General features: G+C 61.2%; 19 protein-coding genes. 15 read left to right on the top strand and 4 right to left on the bottom strand.

Going from position 1 to position 24,855, the window contains the following annotated elements; translation table 11 throughout:
- Window positions 1-42: 42 nt before the first annotated feature.
- Window positions 43-987 (bottom strand): GlxA family transcriptional regulator, encoded by a 945-nt coding sequence (locus tag AC0Z4S_RS15880; protein WP_485623693.1) that lies wholly within the window; start codon window positions 985-987, stop codon window positions 43-45.
- Between the two features lie 190 nt (window positions 988-1,177).
- On the opposite strand from AC0Z4S_RS15880, the gene AC0Z4S_RS15875 reads away from it, so the two are divergent.
- The 6 genes from AC0Z4S_RS15875 (at window position 1,178) to AC0Z4S_RS15850 (ending at window position 6,755) form a co-directional block, all read left to right on the top strand.
- Complete coding sequence (locus AC0Z4S_RS15875; RefSeq protein ID WP_042606627.1) at window positions 1,178-2,122, top strand: choline ABC transporter substrate-binding protein; 945 nt, start codon at window positions 1,178-1,180, stop codon at window positions 2,120-2,122.
- A gap of 119 nt (window positions 2,123-2,241) precedes the next feature.
- On the top strand, window positions 2,242-3,129 hold the full coding sequence (gene cdhC / locus AC0Z4S_RS15870) for a 3-dehydrocarnitine:acetyl-CoA trimethylamine transferase CdhC (RefSeq protein WP_007962632.1): 888 nt from the start codon (window positions 2,242-2,244) through the stop codon (window positions 3,127-3,129).
- 129 nt (window positions 3,130-3,258) lie between these two features.
- Window positions 3,259-4,224, top strand: a complete 966-nt coding sequence (locus tag AC0Z4S_RS15865; RefSeq protein WP_485623692.1) for an L-carnitine dehydrogenase — start codon at window positions 3,259-3,261, stop codon at window positions 4,222-4,224.
- 229 nt (window positions 4,225-4,453) lie between these two features.
- The gene (locus AC0Z4S_RS15860; protein WP_253496634.1) at window positions 4,454-4,930 is read left to right on the top strand and encodes a thioesterase family protein; all 477 of its coding nucleotides are present in this window, start codon (window positions 4,454-4,456) and stop codon (window positions 4,928-4,930) included.
- 25 nt (window positions 4,931-4,955) lie between these two features.
- The gene (locus AC0Z4S_RS15855) at window positions 4,956-6,119 is read left to right on the top strand and encodes a gamma-butyrobetaine dioxygenase (protein WP_485623691.1); all 1,164 of its coding nucleotides are present in this window, start codon (window positions 4,956-4,958) and stop codon (window positions 6,117-6,119) included.
- A 372-nt stretch (window positions 6,120-6,491) separates the two neighbouring features.
- Complete coding sequence (locus AC0Z4S_RS15850) at window positions 6,492-6,755, top strand: hypothetical protein (protein ID WP_016772808.1); 264 nt, start codon at window positions 6,492-6,494, stop codon at window positions 6,753-6,755.
- Between the two features lie 89 nt (window positions 6,756-6,844).
- Here the strand turns inward: AC0Z4S_RS15850 and gbdR are convergent, their stop codons facing one another.
- Complete coding sequence (gene gbdR / locus AC0Z4S_RS15845; protein ID WP_007949927.1) at window positions 6,845-7,948, bottom strand: choline metabolism transcriptional regulator GbdR; 1,104 nt, start codon at window positions 7,946-7,948, stop codon at window positions 6,845-6,847.
- A 522-nt stretch (window positions 7,949-8,470) separates the two neighbouring features.
- The gene (locus AC0Z4S_RS15840; RefSeq protein ID WP_485623690.1) at window positions 8,471-9,847 is read right to left on the bottom strand and encodes an L-serine ammonia-lyase; all 1,377 of its coding nucleotides are present in this window, start codon (window positions 9,845-9,847) and stop codon (window positions 8,471-8,473) included.
- 435 nt (window positions 9,848-10,282) lie between these two features.
- Here AC0Z4S_RS15840 and AC0Z4S_RS15835 point away from each other — a divergent pair, with 435 nt between their 5' ends.
- The 3 genes from AC0Z4S_RS15835 (at window position 10,283) to choV (ending at window position 13,328) form a co-directional block, all read left to right on the top strand.
- Window positions 10,283-11,230 (top strand): choline ABC transporter substrate-binding protein, encoded by a 948-nt coding sequence (locus tag AC0Z4S_RS15835; RefSeq protein ID WP_064365331.1) that lies wholly within the window; start codon window positions 10,283-10,285, stop codon window positions 11,228-11,230.
- A gap of 77 nt (window positions 11,231-11,307) precedes the next feature.
- A complete protein-coding gene (gene choW, locus AC0Z4S_RS15830; RefSeq protein WP_016772805.1) occupies window positions 11,308-12,153 on the top strand; it encodes a choline ABC transporter permease subunit in 846 nt (281 codons plus the stop codon).
- The gene (choV, locus tag AC0Z4S_RS15825) at window positions 12,150-13,328 is read left to right on the top strand and encodes a choline ABC transporter ATP-binding protein (RefSeq protein WP_016772804.1); all 1,179 of its coding nucleotides are present in this window, start codon (window positions 12,150-12,152) and stop codon (window positions 13,326-13,328) included. Before choW ends, choV begins: the two co-directional genes overlap by 4 nt.
- Before the next feature lie 256 nt (window positions 13,329-13,584).
- Here the strand turns inward: choV and AC0Z4S_RS15820 are convergent, their stop codons facing one another.
- Window positions 13,585-15,525 carry a BCCT family transporter gene (locus AC0Z4S_RS15820; protein ID WP_485623770.1) on the bottom strand — a complete coding sequence of 647 codons (1,941 nt, stop codon included), beginning with the start codon at window positions 15,523-15,525 and terminating at the stop codon, window positions 13,585-13,587.
- Window positions 15,526-16,011: 486 nt separating this feature from the next.
- On the opposite strand from AC0Z4S_RS15820, the gene betI reads away from it, so the two are divergent.
- The 6 genes from betI to mdtD all read left to right on the top strand — a co-directional run bounded on the left by betI (window position 16,012) and on the right by mdtD (window position 24,661).
- Window positions 16,012-16,605 (top strand): transcriptional regulator BetI, encoded by a 594-nt coding sequence (gene betI / locus AC0Z4S_RS15815; RefSeq protein ID WP_042561476.1) that lies wholly within the window; start codon window positions 16,012-16,014, stop codon window positions 16,603-16,605.
- Window positions 16,606-16,693: 88 nt separating this feature from the next.
- Window positions 16,694-18,166 carry a betaine-aldehyde dehydrogenase gene (gene betB / locus AC0Z4S_RS15810; RefSeq protein ID WP_039757620.1) on the top strand — a complete coding sequence of 491 codons (1,473 nt, stop codon included), beginning with the start codon at window positions 16,694-16,696 and terminating at the stop codon, window positions 18,164-18,166.
- A 178-nt stretch (window positions 18,167-18,344) separates the two neighbouring features.
- Window positions 18,345-20,048, top strand: coding sequence for a choline dehydrogenase (gene betA / locus AC0Z4S_RS15805; protein ID WP_485623689.1), 1,704 nt, complete (start codon window positions 18,345-18,347; stop codon window positions 20,046-20,048).
- Window positions 20,049-20,309: 261 nt separating this feature from the next.
- Window positions 20,310-21,752: a TldD/PmbA family protein gene (locus tag AC0Z4S_RS15800; protein WP_485623688.1), complete on the top strand. Its 1,443-nt coding sequence runs from the start codon at window positions 20,310-20,312 to the stop codon at window positions 21,750-21,752.
- Window positions 21,752-23,089, top strand: a complete 1,338-nt coding sequence (locus tag AC0Z4S_RS15795) for a TldD/PmbA family protein (protein ID WP_485623687.1) — start codon at window positions 21,752-21,754, stop codon at window positions 23,087-23,089. Before AC0Z4S_RS15800 ends, AC0Z4S_RS15795 begins: the two co-directional genes overlap by 1 nt.
- 144 nt (window positions 23,090-23,233) lie before the next feature.
- Complete coding sequence (gene mdtD / locus AC0Z4S_RS15790; RefSeq protein WP_253496656.1) at window positions 23,234-24,661, top strand: multidrug transporter subunit MdtD; 1,428 nt, start codon at window positions 23,234-23,236, stop codon at window positions 24,659-24,661.
- Window positions 24,662-24,855: the final 194 nt, after the last annotated feature.

Raw genomic sequence — 24,855 nt, 5'->3', positions numbered from 1 at the left:
CATTCCAAAGTAGGAGCTGCCGAAGGCTGCGATCTTTTGATTTCAGGCCTGCGCGGTACGCCGGTCTTCGCGGGGACAGCGGGCGAAGCGGGCACGGTAACTGCGGGTGAAATACGACGGTGATTCAAACCCGCAAGCAATGCTGACTTCGAGCACGCTCATGTCGGTCTGACGCAACAGCTGTCGCGCCTTCTCCAGGCGCAGGCGCAGGTAAAAGTTGCTCGGCGTGTCGTTCAGGTGCAGCCGAAACAACCTCTCCAGTTGCCGCCGCGTCACCTTGATCGACTCCGCCAGTTGCAGCGTGCTCAGCGGCGGTTCGCTGTGCTGCTCCATTTCGCCGATCACCTGCACCAGTTTCTTGTTGCTGATGCCGTAACGCGTGGCGACTTCCATGCGCTGGTGATCCTTGCGCGGGCGGATGCGCCCGAGCACAAACTGCTCGCTGACCTGAATCGCCAGTTGCGCGCCATGGGCCTGGGCGATCAGGTCGAGCATCAGATCAATCGACGCCGTGCCGCCCGCCGAAGTGATGCGCCGGCGGTCGATCTCGAATAGCTCCTGGGTAACGCTGAGCTGTGGATAAGATTCCTTGAACGCATCGATCGCCTCCCAGTGCAGGGTCAGGCGATGGCCATCGAGCAGACCCGCTTCGGCGAGGACGAAGCTGCCGGTGTCGATGGCGCCGAGGGTCACGCCGTCCTTGTCCAGCCTGCGCAACCAGTGCTCCAGTGTCGGCGTGATGAACTTCAGCGGTTCGAACCCGGCCACCACCAGTAACGTTGCGCCTTTCTTCAGCGGCTCCAGCGCCGCATCGGCGTTGACCGACATGCCGTTGCTCGCCAGCACCGCGCCGCCATCGGAGCTGAGCACATGCCAGCGGTACAACTCGCCACGAAAGCGGTTGGCCACGCGCAATGGTTCGATCGCGGAGATAAAGCCGATGGCGGAGAACCCCGGCATCAGCAAAAAGTAGAAATCCTGGGACATGGGCGCACTCGGTTGGCGGACGCGTGGCTCGTTGATACGCCGATTGTTGGCGGCGTTCAAGCGTGCAGGTCGCTACAGTGCAAATGCCAGTCGCCGCAGTGCGCTTTCACGGGCGTATAGCTGCGTAACTTGGCCTCACCGGCGCGCAGATGCCGGGAACCACAATAATCGAACTGCCGAGGAACCCGACATGAAACGACTGATCAGCAGCTGCGTTCTTGCACTCAGCGGTACCGCTTTTTTCAGCACCGGCGTGATGGCCGCCGAACCGGCCTCCTGCAAGAACGTACGCATGGGCGTGGTCAACTGGACTGACGTGATCGCCACCAGTGCCATGACCCAGGTCCTGCTCGACGGCCTCGGCTACAACACCAAACAGACCAGCGCCTCCCAGCAGATCATCTTCGCCGGGATTCGCGATCAGCGCCTGGACCTGTTCCTCGGCTATTGGAACCCGTTGATGACCCAGACCATCACGCCGTTCGTCGAGGCCAATCAGGTGAAAGTGCTTGAAGCACCGAGCCTGAAAGATGCCCGCGCCACCCTCGCCGTGCCGACCTATTTGGCCGACAAGGGCCTGAAAACCTTTGCCGACATCGCCAAGTTCGAGAAAGAACTGGGCGGCAAGATCTACGGCATCGAGCCCGGCTCGGGGGCCAATACCCAGATCAAAGCGATGATCGCCAAGAACCAGTTCGGCCTCGGCAAATTCCAGCTCGTCGAGTCGAGCGAAGCCGGCATGCTTGCCGCCGTCGATCGCGCCGTGCGCCGCAAGGAAGCCGTGGTGTTCTTCGGATGGGCGCCGCACCCGATGAACGTCAACATTCAGATGACCTATCTGACCGGCAGCGAAGATGCCCTTGGCCCGAACGAAGGCATGGCTACGGTGTGGACAGTCACTTCACCGAAATACGCCGAGCAGTGCCCGAACATCGGCCGCCTGCTGACCAACCTGACCTTCACCGCCGAAGCCGAGAGCCGGATGATGCAGCCGTTGCTCGACCACAAGGACGCCTTCGAATCGGCCAAGCAATGGCTCAAGGATCACCCCGAAGACAAACAGCGCTGGCTCGAAGGTGTGACGACTTTCGATGGCAAACCGGCTGCTGAAAATCTGCAACTGACCAGCAAATAACCTTGCGATCAAAAGCCCCCTCACCCTAGCCCTCTCCCGAGGGAGAGGGAATTGAATGACGCTTCGCAGCCCCCGCAACGGGCAGCGGACAGACCCATCACGCCTGAAGGAAACGCACCATGAACCACGACGTCATCATCACCTGCGCACTTACCGGTGCTGGCGACACGACCGCCAAAAGTCCACACGTGCCGGTCACCCCGAAACAGATCGCCGCTGCGGCAGTGGAAGCGGCCAAGGCCGGCGCCACCGTCGTCCACTGCCATGTACGCGACCCGCAGACCGGCAAGTTCAGCCGTGACGTGGCGCTGTACCGCGAAGTGATGGAGCGTATCCGCGAGGCGGACGTCGACATCATCGTCAACCTGACCGCCGGGATGGGCGGTGACCTGGAAATCGGCGCTGGCGAGCACCCGATGGAGTTCGGCCCGAACACCGATCTGGTCGGCCCGCTGACCCGTCTCGCCCACGTTGAAGAGCTGCTGCCGGAAATCTGCACCCTCGATTGCGGCACGCTGAATTTCGGCGACGGCGACACCATCTATGTCTCCACGCCGGCACAACTGCGCGCCGGCGCCAAGCGCATCACCGAACTGGGCGTGAAAGCCGAGCTGGAGATTTTCGACACTGGGCATCTGTGGTTCGCCAAGCAGATGATCAAGGAAGGCTTGCTCGACAATCCGCTGTTCCAGCTCTGCCTGGGCATCCCGTGGGGCGCGCCGGCCGACACCACCACCATGAAGGCCATGGTCGACAACCTGCCCGCCGACGCGGTGTGGGCCGGGTTCGGCATCGGCCGCATGCAGATGCCGATGGCGGCGCAAGCAGTGCTGCTCGGCGGCAACGTGCGGGTCGGGCTGGAAGACAACCTGTGGCTGGACAAAGGTGTGCTGGCGACCAATGGCCAACTGGTCGAGCGCGCCACGGAAATCCTCAGCCGTCTCGGTGCCCGTGTGCTGACCCCGGCGGAAGGTCGTAAAAAAATGGGCCTGACCCAGCGCGGCTGATCCCATCACCCATTCACCTGTAGGAGCTGCCGAAGGCTGCGATCTTTTGCCTTTGATTTTTAGAAGCAAGATCAAAAGATCGCAGCCTTCGGCAGCTCCTACGGGGTCCTCGACTATCAGGGAATACCTATGCGCTTTATCACCGAAATCAAAACCTTCGCCGCCCTCGGCAGCGGTGTCATCGGCAGTGGCTGGGTCGCGCGCGCCCTCGCCCATGGCCTCGACGTCGTGGCCTGGGACCCGGCGCCCGGCGCCGAAGTGGCGTTGCGCCAACGCGTGGCCAATGCTTGGGGCGCGCTGGAGAAGAACGGCCTGGCGCCGGGCGCTTCGCAGGATCGCCTGCGCTTTGTCGCCACCATTGAAGAGTGCGTGCGCGACGCCGACTTCATTCAGGAAAGCGCCCCGGAGCGGCTGGAACTGAAACTCGATCTGCACAGCAAAATCAGCGCTGCGGCCAAGCCCGATGCGCTGATCGGTTCAAGCACTTCGGGCCTGTTGCCCAGCGAGTTCTATGAGAGCTCGACGCATCCTGAACGCTGCGTGGTCGGGCATCCGTTCAACCCTGTCTATCTGTTGCCGCTGGTGGAAGTGGTCGGTGGCAAAAACACCGCGCCGGAAGCGGTGCAAGCGGCGATGCAAGTCTACGAATCCCTCGGCATGCGCCCGTTGCATGTGCGCAAGGAAGTGCCGGGGTTCATCGCCGATCGCCTGCTCGAAGCGCTGTGGCGTGAGGCGCTGCACCTGGTCAATGACGGTGTGGCGACGACCGGCGAGATCGACGATGCGATTCGTTTTGGCGCCGGCCTGCGCTGGTCGTTCATGGGCACTTTCCTGACCTATACCCTGGCCGGCGGCGATGCCGGCATGCGCCACTTCATGTCGCAATTCGGCCCGGCGTTGCAGTTGCCGTGGACGTACCTGCCAGCGCCGGAGCTGACCGACAAGTTGATCGACGATGTGGTCGATGGCACCAGTGAACAGTTGGGCCGCCACAGCATCTCGGCGCTGGAGCGCTATCGTGACGACTGCCTGCTCGCGGTGCTTGAGGCGGTGAAGATCACCAAAGAGAAGCACGGGATGAGTTTCAGCGAGTAATGCGTATGGCATGACACCGCTGCCCTCACCCTAGCCCTCTCCCAGAGGTAGAGGGGACTGACCGAGTTGATTGTTCGAGCTACGCCGACTTGCACCACTGAGCCGAACTCAGGTTTTGAATAGCATAAAGATCGGCTCCCTTTCCCCCTCTCCCCCCTGGGGGAAAGGGCTGGGGTGAGGGGGTAGCTCTTGATCTGAAAAAACCCGCCCAATGCCCGGAACCCAAACCATGCCCCACCTCACCACCTACCAAACCACCATCATCCCCGACTGGGTCGACTACAACGGCCACCTGCGCGATGCTTTCTATCTGCTGATCTTCAGCTACGCCACCGACGCGCTGATGGACCGTCTCGGCATGGACAGCAGTAACCGCGAAGCCAGCGGCCACTCGCTGTTCACCCTCGAGCTGCACCTCAATTATCTGCACGAGGTAAAGCTCGACACCGAGGTCGAAGTGCGCACGCAAATCATCGGCCACGACAGCAAGCGCCTGCACCTCTACCACAGCCTGCACAAGGTCGGCGATGAGCAAGCGCTGGCCGGCAACGAACAGATGCTCCTGCACGTCGACCTCGCCGGCCCGCGCTCGGCGCCGTTCAGCCCCGATACGCTGCATCGCCTGCAGGCCATCGTCGCTGAGCAAACCGACCTGCCCGCTCCCGCTTACATCGGCCGCGTGATCGCGCTGCCACCCGCCCGGTAAATCCGCCCACTGCCAAGGAGCCGCCATGAACACCGCCGTCGCTGTTGCCGATTTTCGTACTTATCCGTTGATCAGCGCGCTGCGTGGCGTGCAGGGTCTGGCGGATCGCGTTGTCATCGAATGGGCTGACGGTCGTGTCAGCCCGTTTCACCATGTCTGGTTGCGAGACAACTGCCCGTGTGATCGCTGCGTCTACAGCGTCACCCGCGAGCAGGTATTCGAGAGCGTCGATGCCGCCGAGGATCTGCAACCGCTGGCCACGCGCATCGACACCGACGGCTGCCTGCGCATCGACTGGCAGGATGGTCACCTCAGCCGCTTCGATCCGGGCTGGTTGCGCGCTCACGCCTATGACGACGAGTCCCGCGCCGAACGCCTGGCCGGCAAACCGCAGAGCCGTTTGTGGCATAGCGATCTGCAGCTGCCGGTGTTCGAATACGCCGCTCTGATGAACGACAACGCTGCGCTGCTGCAATGGTTGCTCGCCGTGCGTGACGTCGGCCTGACTCAAGTGCGCGGCGTGCCCACCGAGCCGGGCTCGCTGAAGCTCATCGCGCAACGGATTTCCTTTATCCGCGAAAGCAATTTCGGCGTGCTGTTCAATGTGCAGTCCAAAGCCGACGCCGACAGCAACGCCTACACCGCCTTCAACCTGCCATTGCACACGGATTTGCCGACTCGCGAGTTGCAACCGGGGCTGCAATTTCTGCATTGCCTGGTGAACGATGCCGAGGGCGGCGAGAGCATTTTCGTCGATGGTTTTGCGATTGCCGACGCCTTGCGCCTGGAGGAACCGCAGCTGTTTCAGGCGCTGTGTGAAATCCCTGTGGAATTTCGCAACAAGGACCGCCACAGCGACTATCGCTGCCTGGCGCCGATCATCGCTTTGGACGCGCTGGGCCGGGTTGCGGAGATTCGCATGGCGAACTTTCTGCGCGGGGCGTTCGAGACGTCGGTGGCGCAGATGCCGTTGCTCTATCGAGCCTATCGACGATTTATCGCGATGACCCGCGAGCCGAGATTTCGGCTGATACAGCGGCTCAATCCGGGAGAGTTGTGGTGCTTTGACAACCGCCGCACGCTGCATGCGCGCAATGCCTTTGACCCGGCGACCGGGGCGCGGCATTTTCAGGGCTGCTATGTCGACCGGGATGAGCTGTTGTCGCGGATTCTGGTGTTACAAAGATAGACCGCGTCATCGACCTTCGCGAGCAAGCTCGCTCCCACATTGGAATGCATTTCAACTGTGGGAGCGAGCTTGCTCGCGAAAGCGTCAGTCCAAACAACGCGCTACTAACTGATTCACCGACAAAAAAAACTCCGATCAAGCCGTGACAGGATCGGAGCTGAGGAGGGTACTGTTGAGGAGCTGCCAGGCGAGGGTGACCAAACCTTCGTGAAGCGAGCTGGGGCCAGTTTGCCTACTCGCCCATTCAGTCGGTTAGCCGAAAACGACCTGTTCATAGTCGTCCCGGCCACCGCGACAAAACGCCCTTGCCGCGTCCGGTCGGGGCCACCAGAATCGAGCCAAGACCTCCGTTGCCACAGAAGGATTTGCGTAATGATGTACGCCGATTTGATTGACCAGGAAGATCTGTTGGGCCAGCTCAAGGCCTTGGGTATTCAGGTGCCGAGCGGTACCACCGCCGAACAGGCCTGTGAGTGTGCGGTGCGAGGATTGGATAACGTCCGCGCGTTTGAACTGCGCAAGATGGTCAAGGACATGTACACCAGCGGCGCCAGCATCCAGCCGGCGGTGCGTCAGGCGATCGACAAGCAGTTGTTGCCGGCCCTCTCGGATTATCAACAGTCCCACAGCGCCTGAGAAAAGATCAAAGGATCGCGGCCTTCGGCAGCTCCTACAGGGGAACGTATTCCAAATGTAGGAGCTGCCGAAGGCTGCGATCTTTTGCTTTACAGCCTCACGCTGGCAAACGTCGACTCATTGCGCGCCTGACTCAGCGCCGACATCGGCCCCGACAGCGGCGACATCACGATCGCCTGCGGCAGTGGCAGCATGGCCACTTGCTGGGTGGTGTTGGAGCCGACGCGTTCGTCACGCGGCGGGATGCCGAAGTATTCGCGGTAGCACTTGGAGAAGTGCGGCGTGGAGACGAACCCACACACCGACGCCACTTCGATGATCGACATCGGCGTCTGCTTGAGCAGTTGCCGGGCGCGGATCAGGCGCAGTTTGAGGTAGTAGCGCGACGGCGAGCAGTGCAGGTATTTCTGGAACAACCGCTCCAGCTGTCGACGCGACACCGCGACATACACCGCCAGTTCATCGAGGTCGATCGGCTCTTCCAGATTGGCTTCCATCAGTGCGACGATTTCCTGCAGCTTCGGCTGGTTGGTGCCAAGCATGTGCTTGAGCGGCACGCGCTGGTGATCCTGCTCGTTGCGGATGCGTTCGTAGACGAACATTTCCGAGATCGCTGCGGACAATTCGCGACCGTGATCGCGGCTGATCAGGTGCAGCATCATGTCCAGCGGCGCGGTGCCGCCGGAGCTGGTGAAGCGGTTGCGGTCGAGGGTGAACAGGCGTGTGCTCATGGCCACGCGCGGGAAAGCTTCCTGCATCGCCGCCAGACATTCCCAGTGCACGCTGCAATCGAAGCCGTCGAGCAGACCGGCACAGGCCAGCGCCCAACTGCCAGTGCACACCGCGCCAAGACGCTTGGACTGACGCGCCTGGCTTTGCAGCCAGGACACGTGCTCACGGGTCACGGTGCGTTGAATGCCGATGCCGCCGCAGACAATCACGGTGTCCAGTGGCGGGGCTTTGTGCATGGAGGCGTCAGGGGTGATTTGCAGACCGTCACTGGCCCAGACCTGGCCGCCGTCGACAGTGAGGGTGCTCCAGCGATACAGCTCGCGACCGGACAATTGGTTGGCCATGCGCAGTGGCTCAACGGCGGACGCCAGGGAAATCAGCGTGAAATTGTCCAGCAGCAGAAAGCCGATGGATTGAGGCGCACGGTTCTGGGGTTGGGCCCCGGAGTTGAACGACGTCATCGCGGTATCTCCTCACACAAAGCGGGTGATGGCCTCAGGCGGAGGCTCTTGTTATTGCCGGCATTCGCACGAGGGAAGCAGGCTTTGTTATGACAGAGCAATTGCCATGCCTAAAATTGGATGGCCATTCAATAACTCCTGAAAACGACCTCGCGACGCGTCTATACGAGACCTTGGAACGCTGCATTTCGAAGTGCCATCAGAGGCCGCAACGGCCCTTCTACGCAGGCTGTGAGCAGATCGGTAGCACTTGTGGGAACTGGCCTGCAGAGGTTTTGCAAAGAGTGTCACCGCAAGCACGGACGACGGACGGTCAGGTAACGACTGATAAGTCACGACTGACAATGACTCTTGTCTGATTGCGACGCGCCAAAAGGTGGCGTGGCTGGATCGAGGTGTTCTTTTGTTGAGCAGTTTTGACTGGTCTGGCGCTTTCGCGAGCAAGCTCGCTCCCACAGTTGAAATGCATCCAACCTGTGGGAGCGAGCCTGCTCGCGAAGAATCCACCTCGGTGTGGCGGGTTCAACACTCAACCGCACTGACCGCCAACCCACCGCGCGACGTTTCTTTATATTTGTCATGCATATCGGCGCCGGTATCGCGCATGGTGCGGATCACCCGATCCAGCGAAATAAAATGCTGACCATCACCACGCAGGGCCATCTGCGCCGCGTTGATCGCCTTCACCGCCGCAATCGCATTGCGCTCGATGCATGGCACTTGCACCAGCCCACCGACCGGGTCGCAGGTCAGACCCAGGTTGTGCTCCAGGCCGATTTCCGCCGCGTTGCACAATTGTTCAGGCGTGGCGCCGAGAATCTCCGCCAGCCCCGCCGCTGCCATGGCGCAGGCCGAACCGACCTCGCCCTGGCAACCGACTTCGGCGCCTGAGATCGAAGCGTTCTTCTTGCACAGAATGCCGACCGCCGCTGCGCTGAGGAAATAGTCGACGACGTTGGCGTCGGTCACCGCCTCGCTGAACTTCATGAAATAGTGCAGCACCGCCGGGATGATCCCCGCCGCGCCGTTGGTCGGTGCGGTGACCATACGCCCGCCGGCAGCATTCTCTTCATTGACGGCCAGGGCGAACAGGTTGACCCACTCCATCGCGCTCAAGGTCGAGCCGATGACATTGGGTTTGTTCAGTTCCTGCAGGCTGCGGTGCAACTTTGCCGCCCGCCGGCGAACATTCAAGCCACCGGGCAGAATGCCTTCGTGCTTGAGGCCCTGCTCGACGCAATCCTGCATCGCCCGCCACAGCTTCATCAGGCCGGCGCGGATTTCTTCTTCGCTGCGCCAGACCTTTTCGTTGGCCATCATCAGTTCGGCAACGCGCAGATTGTGCGTCTTGCACAGATCGAGCAGCTCAACCGCACTGGAGAAGTCGTAGGGCAATTCGGTGCGATCCAGATCGACCACACCGCTGGCCGCTTGCGCCTCGTCAACGACAAAGCCGCCGCCGATTGAATAGTAGGTGTCACGGTGCAGTTCACCGAACTCGCCTTCGGCAACCAGGGTCATGGCGTTGGGATGGAATGGCAGGTTTTCGTCGATCAGGCGCATGTCCCGCGCCCAGACAAACGGCACCGACAGACGACCATCCAATAACAGCGTATGCGTCTCGCGCAGCGCCTGAATGCGCGGGCCGATCTGCGACGGGTCGATTGCGTCCGGCCATTCGCCCATCAGGCCCATGATCACCGCGTTGTCACTGCCGTGGCCGACACCGGTGGCCGACAGCGAACCGAACAACTGCACCTCGATGCGCCGCACCTGTTCCAGCTGATGCTTGTCGCGCAGCGACTCGACGAACAGCGCGGCGGCGCGCATCGGCCCGACGGTGTGGGAACTGGAAGGGCCGATGCCGATTTTGAACAGGTCGAAAACGCTGATAGCCATTGCTGCAGAGCTCCTGAGAATACCGGTCCGGGCGGCAAAAGCGCCCGCTGGCGGAGCTGCTACGCTCAAGCTGCGATCCGCCGAATGCCGGCATCATCGGGCTTTTGTCGGCGCGCACGGCGTCTGACACCGACGCACTCATGTCCAGCAGCGTCGTTACGTTTTCGCCCCGCAAATACGCCGTTTTTATGCAGTTGCGCAGGTCCTCGGGGGCGGAAAAAAGCTGTAAGCGACGTCACCGACACTGGAAGCGACCATCCCTGTACTGGATACGACCCTCCCTGTAGGCGTCAGATTTTCACTGGTACATGATCGGGATGACTCGATTGCCAGGCGCTGCGGTAGAGCTGTCTTACGAACGCCACCAACCGCAACCCATAAGTGCGGTGGTCCACAGTCGGAACACTGCCAAAAAAAACACCAAGGAGTCCATCCATGAAAGGTTCCCCGTCGTTGTTGTTGGCCGCCCTGCTGAGTCTGCCGTTACTGGCGCAAGCCGCAGAACCGGCACAGTGCAGCCTCGTTAACTTCTCCGATGTCGGCTGGACCGACATCACCGCAACCACCGCCACCACTTCCGTTGTTCTCAACGCCCTCGGCTACAAGACCAAGACCACCATGATCTCCGTGCCCGTGACCTACAAGTCGCTGGCCGACGGCAAGAACATGGACGTGTTTCTCGGTAACTGGATGCCGACCATGGAGAACGACATCAAGCCCTATCGCGATGCCGGCACCGTGGACACCGTGCGCACCAACCTCAAGGGCGCCAAATACACCCTCGCCGTGCCGCAAGCCCTGTACGACAAAGGCCTGCATGACTTCGCCGATATCGCCAAATTCAAGAAAGAGCTCGACGGCAAGATCTACGGCATCGAGCCGGGCAACGACGGCAACCGGCTGATCCAGAGCATGATCGACAAGGATGCCTTCGGCCTGAAAACCGCCGGTTTCAAAGTCGTCGAATCCTCCGAGGCCGGCATGCTCTCGCAAGTCGACCGGGCGCAGAAGCGCGACACCGCCGTGGTCTTCCTCGGCTGGGCGCCGCACCCGATGAACAAGCGTTTCAAGATTCAGTACCTGACCGGTGGCGACGATTTCTTCGGCCCCGATTTCGGCGCAGCCACCGTGGCCACCAACACCCGCAAGGGTTACGCCGAAGAATGCAGCAACGTCGGTCAACTGTTGAAAAACCTGGAGTTCACCGTCGACATGGAAAGTGAACTGATGGGCAACATCCTCGACGACAAGATGAAGCCTGACGCGGCCGCCAAGGCCTGGCTGAAAAAGAATCCACAGGTGCTCGAAACCTGGCTCGCTGGCGTGACCACCATTGACGGTAAACCAGGCCTGGAGGCCGTGAAAGCCAAGCTCGCGCCTTGATTCGAGGGGCATCGCTTATGCCGGGCAGGCGTACCTGCCCGGGCTGTTAATTTCCTTGCATGCGGACGTTCACTACCATGCTGATTGATCAGAAAATACCTCTAGGCCAGTACATCGCGGGCTTCGTCGAATGGTTGACGCAACACGGCGCCAACACCTTCGACGCAATCGCCGTGACACTGGAAACGATGATCCACGGCGTGACGTTTGCGCTGACCTGGTTCAACCCACTGGTGCTGATTGGCCTGATCGCCATCATCGCCCATCTGATTCAACGCAAGTGGGGCCTGACCGCGTTCGTGGTCGCCTCGTTCCTGCTCATCCTCAATCTGGGGTACTGGCAGGAAACCATGGAAACCCTCGCCCAGGTGCTGTTCGCCACCCTGGTCTGCGTGTTGATCGGCGTGCCGCTGGGCATCGTCGCCGCGCACAAACCGATGTTCTACACCATGATGCGGCCGGTGCTCGATCTGATGCAGACCGTACCGACCTTCGTTTACCTCATTCCTACCCTGACCCTCTTCGGGCTGGGTGTGGTACCGGGCCTGATCTCCACGGTGGTCTTCGCCATCGCAGCGCCGATCCGCCTGACCTACCTGGGCATCCGCGATGTCCCGCAAGAACTGATGGACGCCGGCAAGGCCTTCGGCTGCTCGCGTCGCCAACTGCTCTCAAGGATCGAACTGCCGCACGCCATGCCAAGCATCGCGGCCGGCATCACCCAGTGCATCATGCTGTCGCTGTCGATGGTGGTGATCGCGGCACTGGTCGGCGCCGACGGACTCGGCAAACCGGTGGTCAACGCACTGAACACTGCTGATATTGCGCTGGGCTTCGAAGCAGGCCTGGCAATCGTACTGCTGGCGATCATGCTCGACCGTATCTGCAAACAACCCGACGCCAAAGTAGGGGGTGACGCATGAGCATAATTCGCTTCGAAGACGTCGACGTAATCTTCTCCAAGGACCCGCGCGAGGCGCTCAAGCTGCTCGATCAGGGCATGACCCGCAACGAGATCCTGAAGAAGACCGGGCAGATCGTCGGCGTGGAAAAAGCCACGCTGGACATCAACAAGGGCGAAATCTGCGTGCTGATGGGCCTGTCCGGTTCGGGCAAGTCGAGCCTGCTGCGCTGCATCAACGGCCTCAACACCGTGAGCCGCGGCAAGCTGTTCGTCGAGCATGAAAACCGCCAGATCGACATCGCCTCGTGCACGCCGGCCGAACTGAAAATGATGCGCACCAAGCGCATCGCCATGGTGTTCCAGAAGTTCGCCCTGATGCCCTGGCTGACGGTGCGCGAGAACATCAGTTTCGGTCTGGAAATGCAGGGCCGACCGGAGAAGGAACGCAAGAAACTGGTCGACGAGAAACTCGAACTGGTTGGCCTGACCCAATGGCGCAACAAGAAGCCTGACGAGCTCTCTGGCGGCATGCAGCAGCGCGTCGGCCTCGCCCGTGCGCTGGCGATGGACGCCGATATTCTGCTGATGGACGAACCGTTCTCGGCCCTCGACCCGCTGATCCGCCAGGGCCTGCAGGACGAACTGCTGGAACTGCAACGCAAGCTGAGCAAGACCATTGTGTTTGTGAGCCACGACCTCGATGAAGCCCTCAAATTGGGCAGCCGCATTGCGATCATGAAAGACGGCCGGATCATCCAGTACAGCGTGCCGGAAGAAATCGTCCTCAACCCGGCAGACGACTATGTGCGCACCTTCGTCGCCCACACCAATCCGCTCAACGTGCTCTGCGGCCGCAGCCTGATGCGCACGCTGGACAAGTGCAAACGCATCAACGGCTCGGTGTGCCTCGATCCGGGCGGCGACTCGTGGCTGGACCTGGCCGAAGGCAACACCATCAAAGGCGCACGCCAGAACGGTTCAGTACTCAACCTGCAGAACTGGGCACCGGGGCAAGCGGTGGAAGGCCTGGAGCGCAAGCCGACGCTGGTGGACTCGAACATCGGCATGCGCGATGCGCTGCAGATTCGTTATCAGACTGGCAACAAACTGGTGCTGCACGATAACAATCACGTAGTGGGGATTCTGGGGGACAGCGAGCTGTATCACGCGTTGTTGGGCAAGAATCTGGGGTAATGGGCCAGGTGGGATGAAAAAAGGGATCGCGGAGAGCGATCCCTTTTTAATTGGGTCAGGGAAAAGCCCCTCACCCTAGCCCTCTCCCAGAGGGAGAGGGAACTGACCGGGGGATGCTTCAGATATACACCGACCTGATCTTGCTTTACCGAATCCATAATCGACTCGATCTCTCAGGTCGATGTATGACGCTAGACATCTCGGTCAGCTCCCTCTCCCTCCGGGAGAGGGCTGGGGTGAGGGCAAGCTTTTGACTTTAGCTATACACCCGGCCAAGAAGCTGCCGATGGCTCTCGAACTGATCCAGCACATCCCGGGTAATCTGCTCCGGGGTGAAGCCCATCAAGTCATAGTCCTGACTGCCATTGTGCAGATACACCTCCGCCCGGTAATAGCGCTGGCGCGCGTCATCCGATTGCGCCGATTCGGTCGGAGTCGCCAGATAACCGTCCAGGCTCACTTCATAAACGAAAGGGTTGCCCTCTTCCATTTCGACCCGCACGCCCATGCAACGCTTGGCCTTGCCCAACAGCGTCTGCACTTCAATCCCCTGATTGCGCAATTGCGCCGCTGCATCCTCCAGCGCCGGGGTGACGTGTTTGTCCATAAAGCGCTGCACCACCGATTGGCTCGGCTGCAGATCCAGCTGAGTCAGACGCTCGCTGAATCCACGTCGTCCGCGCTCGGCCAGTTGCGCTTGCTCCTGTTCGATCTGCACGTCTTGGCGCATCGCCTTGTGCAGGCCGAACATGAAGCAGATCAGCACCACCGAGAACGGCAGGCCGGCCAGCACCACCATGGTCTGCATGGCTTCGAAGTTGCCGGCAAACAACAGGCCGATGGTCACCAGCGTGATTACTACCGACCAGAAGATCCGCAGCCAGTGCGGCGCGTCTTCATCGACGTTGCCGCCCTTGCACGAAAGATTCGCCATCATCACCGCGCCGGAATCGGCCGGGGTCAGGAACAGCACGAAGCCGACAAAGATCGACACCCCGATGACGACTTTCGACGCCGGGTAATGCTCAAGCAACTGATAGATCGCCATCGACGGCTGTTCCAGCGCCGTCTTGCCCAGCTCCACCGCGCCCTGATTCATCACCAGATCCAGCGCCGAGTTACCGAAGATCGACAGCCACGCCAAGGTGAAGCCCAGCGGAATCAACAGCACGCCAGCGACCAGTTCACGCACGCTGCGGCCACGGGAAATCCGCGCGATGAACATGCCCACGAATGGTGCCCAGGAAATCCACCACGCCCAGTAGAACAGCGTCCACAGGCCGAGCCAGCGGTCGGACTTGGCGCTGTCGCCTTCATAGACGTACAGGTCGAAAGTCTTCAGGACTACGCCGTTGAGGTAGTCACCGATGTTCTGCACGAAGCCGTTGAGCAGGTGCAGGGTCGGGCCGAACAGCAGGACGAAAATCAGCAGGCCGCTGAACAGGACGATGTTCAGGTTGGACAGACGACGGATGCCGTTTTCCACACCCGACACGGCGGCGATGGTCGCCACGGTGCTCATGACAATGATCACGATCAGCAGGTTGGTGTTGCTGTGCTCCATGCCGAACAGGTTCTCCAGCCCGGACGACACTTGCAGCGAGCCAATCCCCAGGTTGGTCACCAGACCCAGCAGCGTTACGAACATGCCGAAGCCATCCACCGCGTGCCCGGCCGCGCCCTTGACCCAGCGCTCGCCGACCAGCGGATACAGTGCCGAACGCAGCGCCAGAGGCTGGTTATGCCGATAGGCAAAATACGCCACGGCCAGACCGACCAGTGCGTAGATCGCCCAGCCGTGCAGGCCCCAGTGCAGGAACGTCAGTTGCACTGCCTGCCGCGCGGCCAGGTTGCTGGCCGACGTGCCTTCCGGCGGATTGAAATAGTGATCCAGCGGCTCGGACGCGCCGAAGTACAACAGCGAAATGCCGATGCCTGACGAGAACAACATCCCCGCCCAGGCGCCGTAACTGAAATCCGGGGTGTCGTCCTTGCTGCCCAGTTTGAGTTTGCCGTACGAGGAAAACGCCAGACCGACCACGAACACCAGGTAGGCAGCGATCACCACCATGTAGTACCAGCCGAAGCTGCGCGACAACCAGGCCTGGGCCATCCCCAACATTCTGCCGGCCTCTTGCGGGGCGATGATCAGAATGGTGGTCAACAACAGAATCAGCGCGGTCGAGGTGTAGAACACCCAACCGTTGACCGTCACCTTCTCGGGCGGGGTCTTTATTAGCGAGGCAGAACTCATGGCACAAATGCTCCAGGCAGTGCGAGAGAAGAACACAAGGCATCACGGAACCCGACCAATCGGTTAGTTGGCAGCCGACCGGCGGGTGATATAAAGACACTCCGAAAAAAGCCCGAACCTGCCGAAATGGCGTTGCGTATTCGCTTTCGTGGCCAGAGGTGCCGGACGTTCATCCGAAACCTGGCCCCGAGCGTCTTGCCCTTTCAACACGTCCATCGAATCGCGAACCGCGCCATGCCCCACGCAGGTTTCGAGCCGTTTCAGGTGTCGGTTTTTATCGTCATCACGCGTAGGAATTTTCTGTAGGCAGCGACGAATTGTCGCAGATCTTATTCTTTGTTGATTGAACGTTCAATCAAAACAAAATAGACTGGCCCTCAATCCGATCGGCGTCATTCGCCCCTCGGAAGGCCTAAGGAGATGTGCAAGATGCCCAAGGTCGGTATGCAACCCATCCGCCGCCAACAACTGATCGAAGCCACTTTGCAGGCCGTCGATCAGGTCGGAATGGGGGACGCCAGCATTGCGCTGATCGCCCGTTTGGCCGGTGTCTCGAATGGCATCATCAGTCATTACTTTCAGGACAAGAACGGCCTGATCGCCGCCACGATGCGGTACCTGATGACCGCCCTCAGCGAGAGCGTCACCGCGCGCCGTCAGGCGCTGGCAGATGACAGCCCACGGGCGCATCTGCAGGTGATCATCGAAGGCAACTTCGACGCCAGCCAGGTCAATGGCCCGGCAATGAAAACCTGGCTGGCCTTCTGGGCCACCAGCATGCACCAGCCGTCTTTGCACAGGTTGCAGCGGATCAACGATCACCGTCTGTATTCCAACCTGTGCTGCCAGTTCCGCCGTGTGCTGCCGCTCGAAGATGCGCGCAGTGCGGCCCGGGGTCTGGCAGCGTTGATTGACGGCTTGTGGTTGCGCGGCGCGCTGTCGGGAGACGCTTTCGACACGGCGCAGGCGCAACAGATTGCTTACGAATACATGGATTTCCAATTGGCCAAGCAGGTGAGTTAGAGCACACAGAAACCGCTCGACCCCTGAACTCCACCGCAGCGTGATCGCGGTGGTCAACGCCAACCACTTATGCACTTGCGAGGACACTATGGCCCGTTTCGAACTGCAAAAACTCTACATCGATGGCGCGTATACCGATGCCGGCAGCGACGCCACCTTCGAAGCCATCAACCCGGCGAACGGTGAAGTCCTCGCACTGGTGCAACGTGCGACCAAGGACGACGTCGAGCGCGCCGTGGTCAGCGCCGAAAAGGGCCAGAAAATCTGGGCCGCGATGACCGCCATGGAGCGTTCGCGGATCCTGCGTCGCGCCGTCGACATCCTGCGCGAGCGCAACGATGAACTGGCCGCGCTGGAAACCCTGGACACCGGCAAATCCTTCTCCGAAACCAAGTACGTCGACATCGTCACCGGCGCTGACGTGCTGGAATACTACGCAGGCCTGGTGCCCGCCATCGAAGGCGAGCAGATCCCGCTGCGTGACACCTCTTTCGTCTACACCCGTCGCGAGCCGCTGGGCGTGGTCGCCGGTATCGGCGCGTGGAACTACCCGATCCAGATCGCCCTGTGGAAATCCGCGCCAGCCCTGGCGGCCGGTAACGCGATGATCTTCAAGCCAAGCGAAGTGACTTCGCTGACCACGCTGAAACTGGCCGAGATCTACACCGAAGCCGGCGTGCCGAACGGCGTGTTCAACGTCCTGACCGGCAGCGGCCGTGAAGTCGGCACCTGGCTGACCGAGCATCCGCGCATCGAAAAAATCTCCTTTACCGGTGGCACCGACACAGGCAAGAAAGTCATGGCCAGCGCTTCGGCTTCGTCGCTGAAAGACGTGACCATGGAACTGGGCGGCAAGTCGCCGCTGATCATCTGCGACGACGCCGACCTCGATCGCGCCGCCGACACTGCGATGATGGCCAACTTCTACAGCTCCGGTCAGGTCTGCACCAACGGCACTCGCGTGTTCGTTCCGGCGCACCTGAAAGCCGCGTTCGAGGCGAAGATCGTTGAGCGCGTTGCACGTATTCGCGTCGGCAACCCGGAAGACGAAAACACCAACTTCGGCCCGCTGGTCAGCTTCGCCCATATGGAAAGCGTGCTGGCCTACATCGAAAAAGGTAAGGAACAAGGTGCCCGCGTACTGTGCGGCGGCGGTCGTCTGACCGACGGCGAATTCGCCAAAGGCGCGTTCGTGGCGCCAACCGTGTTCACCGACTGCACCGACGACATGACCATCGTGCGCGAAGAAATCTTCGGCCCGGTCATGGCGATCCTCTCCTACGAAACCGAAGAAGAAGTGATCCGCCGCGCCAACGACACCGACTTCGGTCTGGCTGCCGGTATCGTCACCAAAGACCTGAACCGCGCGCACCGCGTGATTCATCAACTGGAAGCCGGTATCTGCTGGATCAACGCCTGGGGCGAGTCCGACGCGAAAATGCCGGTTGGCGGCTACAAGCAGTCGGGCGTGGGCCGTGAGAACGGCATCAGCTCGCTGAACAACTTCACCCGCATCAAATCGGTACAGGTCGAGCTGGGCGATTACGTCTCGGTGTTCTAAGACCCGAGATTTGCATTGCTCGCGAGGCCGTCTTCGCGAGCAGGCTCGCTCCCACAGGTTTGGTGTCATGCACCAAATCTGTGGCATCCCCAATCCCCTGTGGGAGCCAGCCTGCTGGCGATTGAGTGCAAAGCACTCACCAGGCCTGACCTGACCACATCTAAAGAGGGTGCATTCAATGTCCCAAGAATTCGATTACATCATCATCGGTGCCGGCTCGGCCGGTAACACCCTGGCGACCCGTCTGACTGAAGACGAAGGCGTCACCGTTCTGCTGCTCGAAGCCGGCGGCCCGGATTACCGCCTCGACTTCCGCACGCAGATGCCCGCCGCGCTGGCGTTCCCGTTGCAGGGTCGTCGCTACAACTGGGCCTATGAAACCGATCCAGAGCCGCACATGGACGGCCGCCGGATGGAATGCGGTCGCGGCAAGGGCCTTGGCGGTTCGTCGCTGATCAACGGCATGTGCTACATCCGTGGCAATGCCATGGACTACGACGGCTGGGCGAAACTGCCGGGCCTGGAAGACTGGTCGTACCTCGATTGCCTGCCGTACTTCCGCAAAGCCGAAACCCGTGACATCGGCCCGAACGATTACCACGGTGGCGACGGCCCGGTCAGCGTGACCACGCCGAAAGCCGGCAACAACCCGCTGTTCCACGCCATGGTTGAAGCCGGCGTGCAGGCCGGTTATCCGCGTACCGAAGACCTCAACGGCTACCAGCAGGAAGGCTTCGGCCCGATGGACCGCACCGTGACGCCGAACGGCCGCCGGGCTTCCACCGCCCGTGGCTACCTCGACATCGCCAAAAAGCGCTCGACCCTGACCATCGTCACGCACGCCCTGACCGACAAGATTCTCTTTGAAGGCAAGCGTGCGGTCGGCGTGCGTTACCTGATCGGCGACGCTGAAGAACGCGTTGAAGCCAAGGCACGCAAGGAAGTCCTGCTGTGCTCCGGCGCCATCGCATCGCCGCAAATTTTGCAGCGCTCCGGTGTCGGCCCGGCGCAACTGCTGGAAAGCCTCGACATCCCGGTGGTTCACGATCTGCCGGGCGTCGGTGAAAACCTGCAGGATCACCTCGAGCTGTACCTGCAATACGCCTGCACCCAACCGGTCTCGCTGTACCCGTCGCTGCTCTGGTACAACCAGCCGGCGATCGGTGCCGAGTGGCTGTTCAACGGCACCGGCATCGGCGCCAGCAACCAGTTCGAGGCCGGCGGCTTCATCCGTTCGCGTCCTGAATTCGAGTGGCCGAACATCCAGTACCACTTCCTGCCGGTGGCGATTAACTACAACGGCAGCAACGGTGTGAAAGAGCACGGTTTCCAGGCGCACATGGGTTCCATGCGTTCGCCGAGCCGTGGCCGCATTCAGGTCAAATCCAAGGATCCGCGCCAGCACCCGAGCATCCTGTTCAACTACATGGCCACCGAGCAGGACTGGCAGGAGTTCCGCGACGGCATCCGCCTGACCCGCGAAATCATGCAGCAGCCGGCGCTCGACGCGTTCCGTGGCCGCGAAATCAGCCCGGGCATCGACGTGCAAACCGATGAGCAGCTCGACAAGTTCATCCGCGAGCACGCCGAAACCGCGTTCCACCCGTCCTGCTCGTGCAAGATGGGCACCGACGAAATGGCGGTGGTCGATGGCGAAGGTCGTGTGCATGGTATGCAGAGCCTGCGTGTGGTCGATGCCTCGATCATGCCGATCATCACCACCGGCAACCTCAACGCCCCGACGATCATGATGGCGGAAAAAATCGCCGACAAGATTCGTGGCCGCAAGCCACTGCCGCGTAGCAATGCGGCGTACTACGTCGCGAACGGCGCGCCGGTCAAGGGCAAGCCGATGCGGGATATCACCCCCGTTACGCAGTAAGTCGTAAGACCGAGGCGCGACCTTCGCGAGCAAGCTCGCTCCCACACTGGATCTGTAGCATTCACAAATCCCCTGTGGGAGCGAGCCTGCTCGCGAAGAGGCCCTCACAGCAACACACAACTCCCCGCTGCACAGTAAAACCTCCTACACCCCCTCTTCACTTGATCCTACCCCCACGCAGGCCTACTCTAGACCTCGCGCAACCGTTTCACCCCTCCCCGCTGTCGCCATGCCGCTACTCCATTACAAGGAGGTTCCCGAATGTTCGATTTCCACCCCCAGCTCAAGCAGCGCTTTGCTGCCTTGCGCACGGGCGCTGAATTTTTTTCCCTGCGGTATGTGCGCGAGTCCGGGCAGTTTCTGTCGGTGCGCAAGAATGTCGCCGAACCGCCGAGCCTGAGCCGCGACGAAGGGGCGATGCTTACCGTGCGCGTCAATGGCGTCGAAGCCTACGCGGCGACCAATGATCTTTCGCAACAGGGCCTGCAAGCTGCCTTGGAACGCGCCGAGCAACAGGCTCGCCGACTCAAGCCGCACGCCTTGCTCGATCTGCGCGAGCAGCCGGTTTCCAGCGACCGCGCTGATTATTTTTCACCCAATCTCGAACAGCCCTTTCCTTCCCTGAGCGAATGTTTCGAGCTGCTCGGCGCGGAATCCGCCGCGGTGCCCAAGGATGAGCGCCTGGTCAATTGGCAAGTGAGCATTGGCATCACCCACGTCGAGCAGATTTATTTGAGCAGCGCTGGCGCCGAATTGCGTCAGGCCCAGCGCTTCGTCTATCCGGGCCTGGACGTCACTGCCTACGATGGCAACGACAGCCAGACCCGCAGCCTTGGCCGGGAGAATTTCGGCCAACAGGGTGGCGCCGATGTCATCAGCCGTTGCGGCCTGGTCGGCGCCGGCCCGCAAGTCGCCGATCAGGCCCTGCAATTGCTGCTCGCGCCGAACACGCCGCAAGGCCCGCGCGACCTGCTGCTGATGCCCGATCAGATGATGCTGCAGATCCACGAATCCATCGGCCACCCGCTGGAGCTCGACCGCATCCTCGGTGATGAGCGCAATTACGCCGGCACCAGTTTCGTCAAAACCAGCGATTTCGGCAGCCTGCAATACGGCTCGAATTTGCTCAACGTGACTTTCGACCCCGGCATCCCGGAAGAACTCGCCAGCTACGGCCATGACGACGACGGCACCGCGGCAAGCAAACAATTCCTGATTCGTGACGGCCTGCTGCTGCGGCCACTGGGCGGAGCGCTGTCGCAATATCGCGCCGGCCTCGATGGCGTCGCCAACAGCCGCGCCTGCGGCTGGAACCGCCCGCCGATCGACCGCATGGCCAACCTCAATATCGAGCCAGGCGATCAGACACTGGAGCAGATGATCGGCGGTATCGAACACGGCATCTTGATGAGCACCAACCGCTCGTGGTCGATCGACGATGCGCGCAACAAATTCCAGTTCGGCTGCGAATGGGGCCAGTTGATCGAGAATGGTGAACTGAAAGGCGTGGTAAAAAACCCCAACTACCGGGCGATTTCCGCGCACTTCTGGAAGAGCCTGCGCGCCGTCGGCGATGCCAACACCGTCAAGGTGCTGGGTACGCCAAACTGCGGCAAAGGCGAACCGAACCAGGTGATTCGCGTCGGCCACGCTTCGCCGGCCTGCGTATTCAGCAATATTGATGTGTTTGGGGGAGACGCCTGATGAGCATTTCGAAGCGTCAGTCCGACGCCTTCAAGGTCATGGTCAACTGGCTGCGCGACAGCGTGCGCGAGCCGGAACAGTTCACGCTCAGCTACGCCGCCGAAGCCTCGGCGTTCGTGCGCTTCAATCACGCCAAGGTGCGCCAGGCCGGGCAGGTGCAACAGGCCAACGTCGGCCTGAAACTGATCAACGACGGTCGCCACGCCGACCTGCAGATCACGCTGTCAGGGGATCAGGAAGCCGATCTGCAACGGCTCGCCGAAGGCCTGCAGCAATTGCGCGAAACCCTGCCGCTGCTGCCGCAGGATCCGTACCTGCTGCTCAATCACAACAGCTGGCAGAGCACGCACGTACAAGCGCATCCGCTGCCGGACACCGAAGATGTCGTCGGGCAAATCTGCGCCGCCGCTGAAGGTCTCGATCTGGTCGGCTTCTATGCTGCCGGCCCGATCAGCCGCGGGTTCGCCAGTTCCGCCGGCGCGTTCGGCTGGCATGAAGCCAACAGCTTCAATTTCGACTTCAGCCTGTTCCATGAAAATGGCGAAGCGGTGAAGGCCAGCTACGCCGGGCACGACTGGAGCGATGAGGGCTTTGCCCGGCGTTTCGCCCAGGCCCGCGAACAGCTTGAGTTTCTCGGCCGACCGTTACGCACTTTGGCGCCCGGTCAGTACCGCGCCTATCTGGCGCCGGCGGCACTGGAAGAGATTATGGGCATGCTCAGCTGGGGCGGGTTCTCGGCGCAGTCGATTGCCAGCAAGAGCAGTCCGTTGCAGAAGCTCTACGTCGGCGATCAGGCCTTCAGCCCGCTGCTGTCGCTGGACGAAAAGGTCAGCGAATCGCTGAGCCCGGCGTTTTCCGCCGAGGGCTATCCGCGCAGTGATCTGCGTCTGATCGTCGAGGGCAAGGCCGGCGATCAACTGGTCGGCTCGCGCAGCGCTGCCGAATATGGTCTGGCGGCGAACGGTGCGGGCGGCGGCGAGATGCCCAGTGCGTTGAACATGGCCGCCGGTGATCTGTCGCAGGAAGAGATCCTCAAGCAGTTGGGCACCGGGCTGTACATCAGCAACCTGTGGTACCTGAACTACTCGGATCAACCGGCGGCGCGCATGACCGGCATGACCCGTTTCGCGACCTTCTGGGTCGAGAACGGCGAGATCCAGGCGCCGGTCAGCACCATGCGTTTCGACGACAGCGCTTACAACCTGCTCGGTTCGCAGTTGGAGGCGTTGACCACGGAGCGTGAACTGTTGCTGTCGGCGAGTACGTACAGCCAGCGCAATACCTCGTCGGCGTTGTTGCCGGGGGCGCTGATCAGCCGGTTGACGCTAACGCTGTAAATGCAAAACCTGTGGGAGCGAGCCTGCTCGCGAAAGCGGTAGATCAATCGACATCAATGTCGAATGAAATGGCCTCTTCGCGAGCAGGCTCGCTCCCACACTGACTGCGCTCGACTCCGAAATGCACTAATCACAAGAGGTTCCATGCCCAACCGCCCGCCTCTCGACGCCATCACCGCCCGCTGGTTGCCGTGGGTCGTCGCCATTGCGTTCTTCATGCAGTCCCTCGACGGGACTATCCTCAATACCGCGCTGCCGGCCATGGCCAGCGATCTGGCCGAAGACCCGTTGCGCATGCAGGGCGTGATCATCGCCTACATGCTCACCGTCGCCCTGCTGATCCCGGCCTCCGGCTGGATCGCCGACCGCTTCGGCACCAAGAAAATCTTCTTCGGCGCGATCCTGCTATTCAGCTTCGGCTCATTGCTCTGCGCCTTGTCCAGCAGCCTGAGCATGCTCATCGGTGCGCGGGTGATTCAGGGCCTCGGTGGTGCGCTGATGCTGCCGGTCGGGCGGCTGGTGGTGCTGCGTGCCTACCCGCGTTCGGAACTGGTGCGGATCATGGGTTTCATCACCATTCCCGGCCTGCTCGGTCCGCTGATCGGACCAACCATGGGCGGCTGGATGGTGGAATACCTGACGTGGCACTGGATCTTTCTGATCAATCTGCCGGTCGGGGTGATCGGTTGTTATGCAGTGTGGAAATTCATTCCTGACCTGCGCGGCACCGAGCGCACGCGCTTCGATAGCCTCGGTTTTTTGCTGTTCGGCGCGGCGATGATCCTCATCACCATTGCCATGGAAGGCCTTGGCGAACTGCACTTGCCGCATCTGCGGGTGATGTTGCTGCTGTTCGCCGGCATGGCCTGTCTGGCGGCGTACTGGCTGCGCGCCGGGCACATCGAAAACCCGTTGTTCGCGCCGTCGCTGTTCAAGACCCGCACCTTCGCCGTCGGCATTCTCGGCAACCTGTTTGCGCGCCTGGGCAGCGGCGCCCTGCCGTTTCTGGTGCCGTTGTTGCTGCAAGTCGCGTTGGGCTATTCGCCTTCGCAAGCCGGGATGAGCATGTTGCCGCTGGCCGCTGCGGCGATGGTCGCCAAGTGGGTCGCACGTCCGCTGATCGAACGCCTCGGCTATCGCATCGTCCTCACCGGCAACACCCTGGCGCTGGGGATCATGCTGGCGAGCATGGGCCTGGTCAGTGAGCAGACGCCGTACTGGCTGCTGTTGTGCCTGCTGGCGGTGCTGGGGGCGATCAACTCGCTGCAATTCACCGCGATGAACACCGTGACCCTGATCGACCTTGACGATGCCAGCGCCAGCAGCGGCAACAGTCTGCTGTCGGTGGTGGCGCAGTTGTCGCTGAGCCTCGGGGTGGCCTGCGCCGGCGCGCTGCTTGGCGGCTTCACTGCGAAGGTCGGCAACGATGGTGTGGAAACCGTGCTCGGCGCCTTCCAGCTGACCTTCGTCACGGTCGGCGTGATGGCAATGCTGGCGGCAACGATCTTCTCGCAGTTGTCGAAGGAAGACGGTCGGCGCGCTAAACGTCCACAAGAACACATCGAACACTGATTCTGCTGAAGGACTCCCTGTAGGAGCTGCCGAAGGCTGCGATCTTTTGATCTTGTTTTTTAAAGAAAAATCAAAAGATCGCAGCCTTCGGCAGCTCCTACAGGGGAGTGTGGTCCCTCACACAGACTGATCTCCAGTCAGAGAAACTCTGGGGCTGTTCGTCCAGAACTGTCGAGGAAACGGGCACGGGGCTG

This window comes from Pseudomonas sp. 1L-B-1-E-C1, assembly GCF_057291835.1.
The sequence above is the reverse complement of the archived record's forward strand: the minus strand, read 5'-3'. Positions and strand labels throughout refer to the sequence as shown.

Coding starts and splice junctions, on each gene's coding strand:
- AC0Z4S_RS15800 (WP_485623688.1), top strand. CDS start 20,310: ATGTTCGATTTCCACCCCCAGCTCAAGCAGCGCTTTGCTGCCTTGCGC.
- AC0Z4S_RS15860 (WP_253496634.1), top strand. CDS start 4,454: ATGCCCCACCTCACCACCTACCAAACCACCATCATCCCCGACTGGGTC.
- betA (WP_485623689.1), top strand. CDS start 18,345: ATGTCCCAAGAATTCGATTACATCATCATCGGTGCCGGCTCGGCCGGT.
- choW (WP_016772805.1), top strand. CDS start 11,308: ATGCTGATTGATCAGAAAATACCTCTAGGCCAGTACATCGCGGGCTTC.
- AC0Z4S_RS15855 (WP_485623691.1), top strand. CDS start 4,956: ATGAACACCGCCGTCGCTGTTGCCGATTTTCGTACTTATCCGTTGATC.
- choV (WP_016772804.1), top strand. CDS start 12,150: ATGAGCATAATTCGCTTCGAAGACGTCGACGTAATCTTCTCCAAGGAC.
- betI (WP_042561476.1), top strand. CDS start 16,012: ATGCCCAAGGTCGGTATGCAACCCATCCGCCGCCAACAACTGATCGAA.
- AC0Z4S_RS15865 (WP_485623692.1), top strand. CDS start 3,259: ATGCGCTTTATCACCGAAATCAAAACCTTCGCCGCCCTCGGCAGCGGT.
- AC0Z4S_RS15835 (WP_064365331.1), top strand. CDS start 10,283: ATGAAAGGTTCCCCGTCGTTGTTGTTGGCCGCCCTGCTGAGTCTGCCG.
- mdtD (WP_253496656.1), top strand. CDS start 23,234: ATGCCCAACCGCCCGCCTCTCGACGCCATCACCGCCCGCTGGTTGCCG.
- AC0Z4S_RS15850 (WP_016772808.1), top strand. CDS start 6,492: ATGATGTACGCCGATTTGATTGACCAGGAAGATCTGTTGGGCCAGCTC.
- AC0Z4S_RS15880 (WP_485623693.1), bottom strand. CDS start 987: ATGTCCCAGGATTTCTACTTTTTGCTGATGCCGGGGTTCTCCGCCATC.
- AC0Z4S_RS15840 (WP_485623690.1), bottom strand. CDS start 9,847: ATGGCTATCAGCGTTTTCGACCTGTTCAAAATCGGCATCGGCCCTTCC.
- AC0Z4S_RS15875 (WP_042606627.1), top strand. CDS start 1,178: ATGAAACGACTGATCAGCAGCTGCGTTCTTGCACTCAGCGGTACCGCT.
- AC0Z4S_RS15795 (WP_485623687.1), top strand. CDS start 21,752: ATGAGCATTTCGAAGCGTCAGTCCGACGCCTTCAAGGTCATGGTCAAC.
- cdhC (WP_007962632.1), top strand. CDS start 2,242: ATGAACCACGACGTCATCATCACCTGCGCACTTACCGGTGCTGGCGAC.
- betB (WP_039757620.1), top strand. CDS start 16,694: ATGGCCCGTTTCGAACTGCAAAAACTCTACATCGATGGCGCGTATACC.
- gbdR (WP_007949927.1), bottom strand. CDS start 7,948: ATGACGTCGTTCAACTCCGGGGCCCAACCCCAGAACCGTGCGCCTCAA.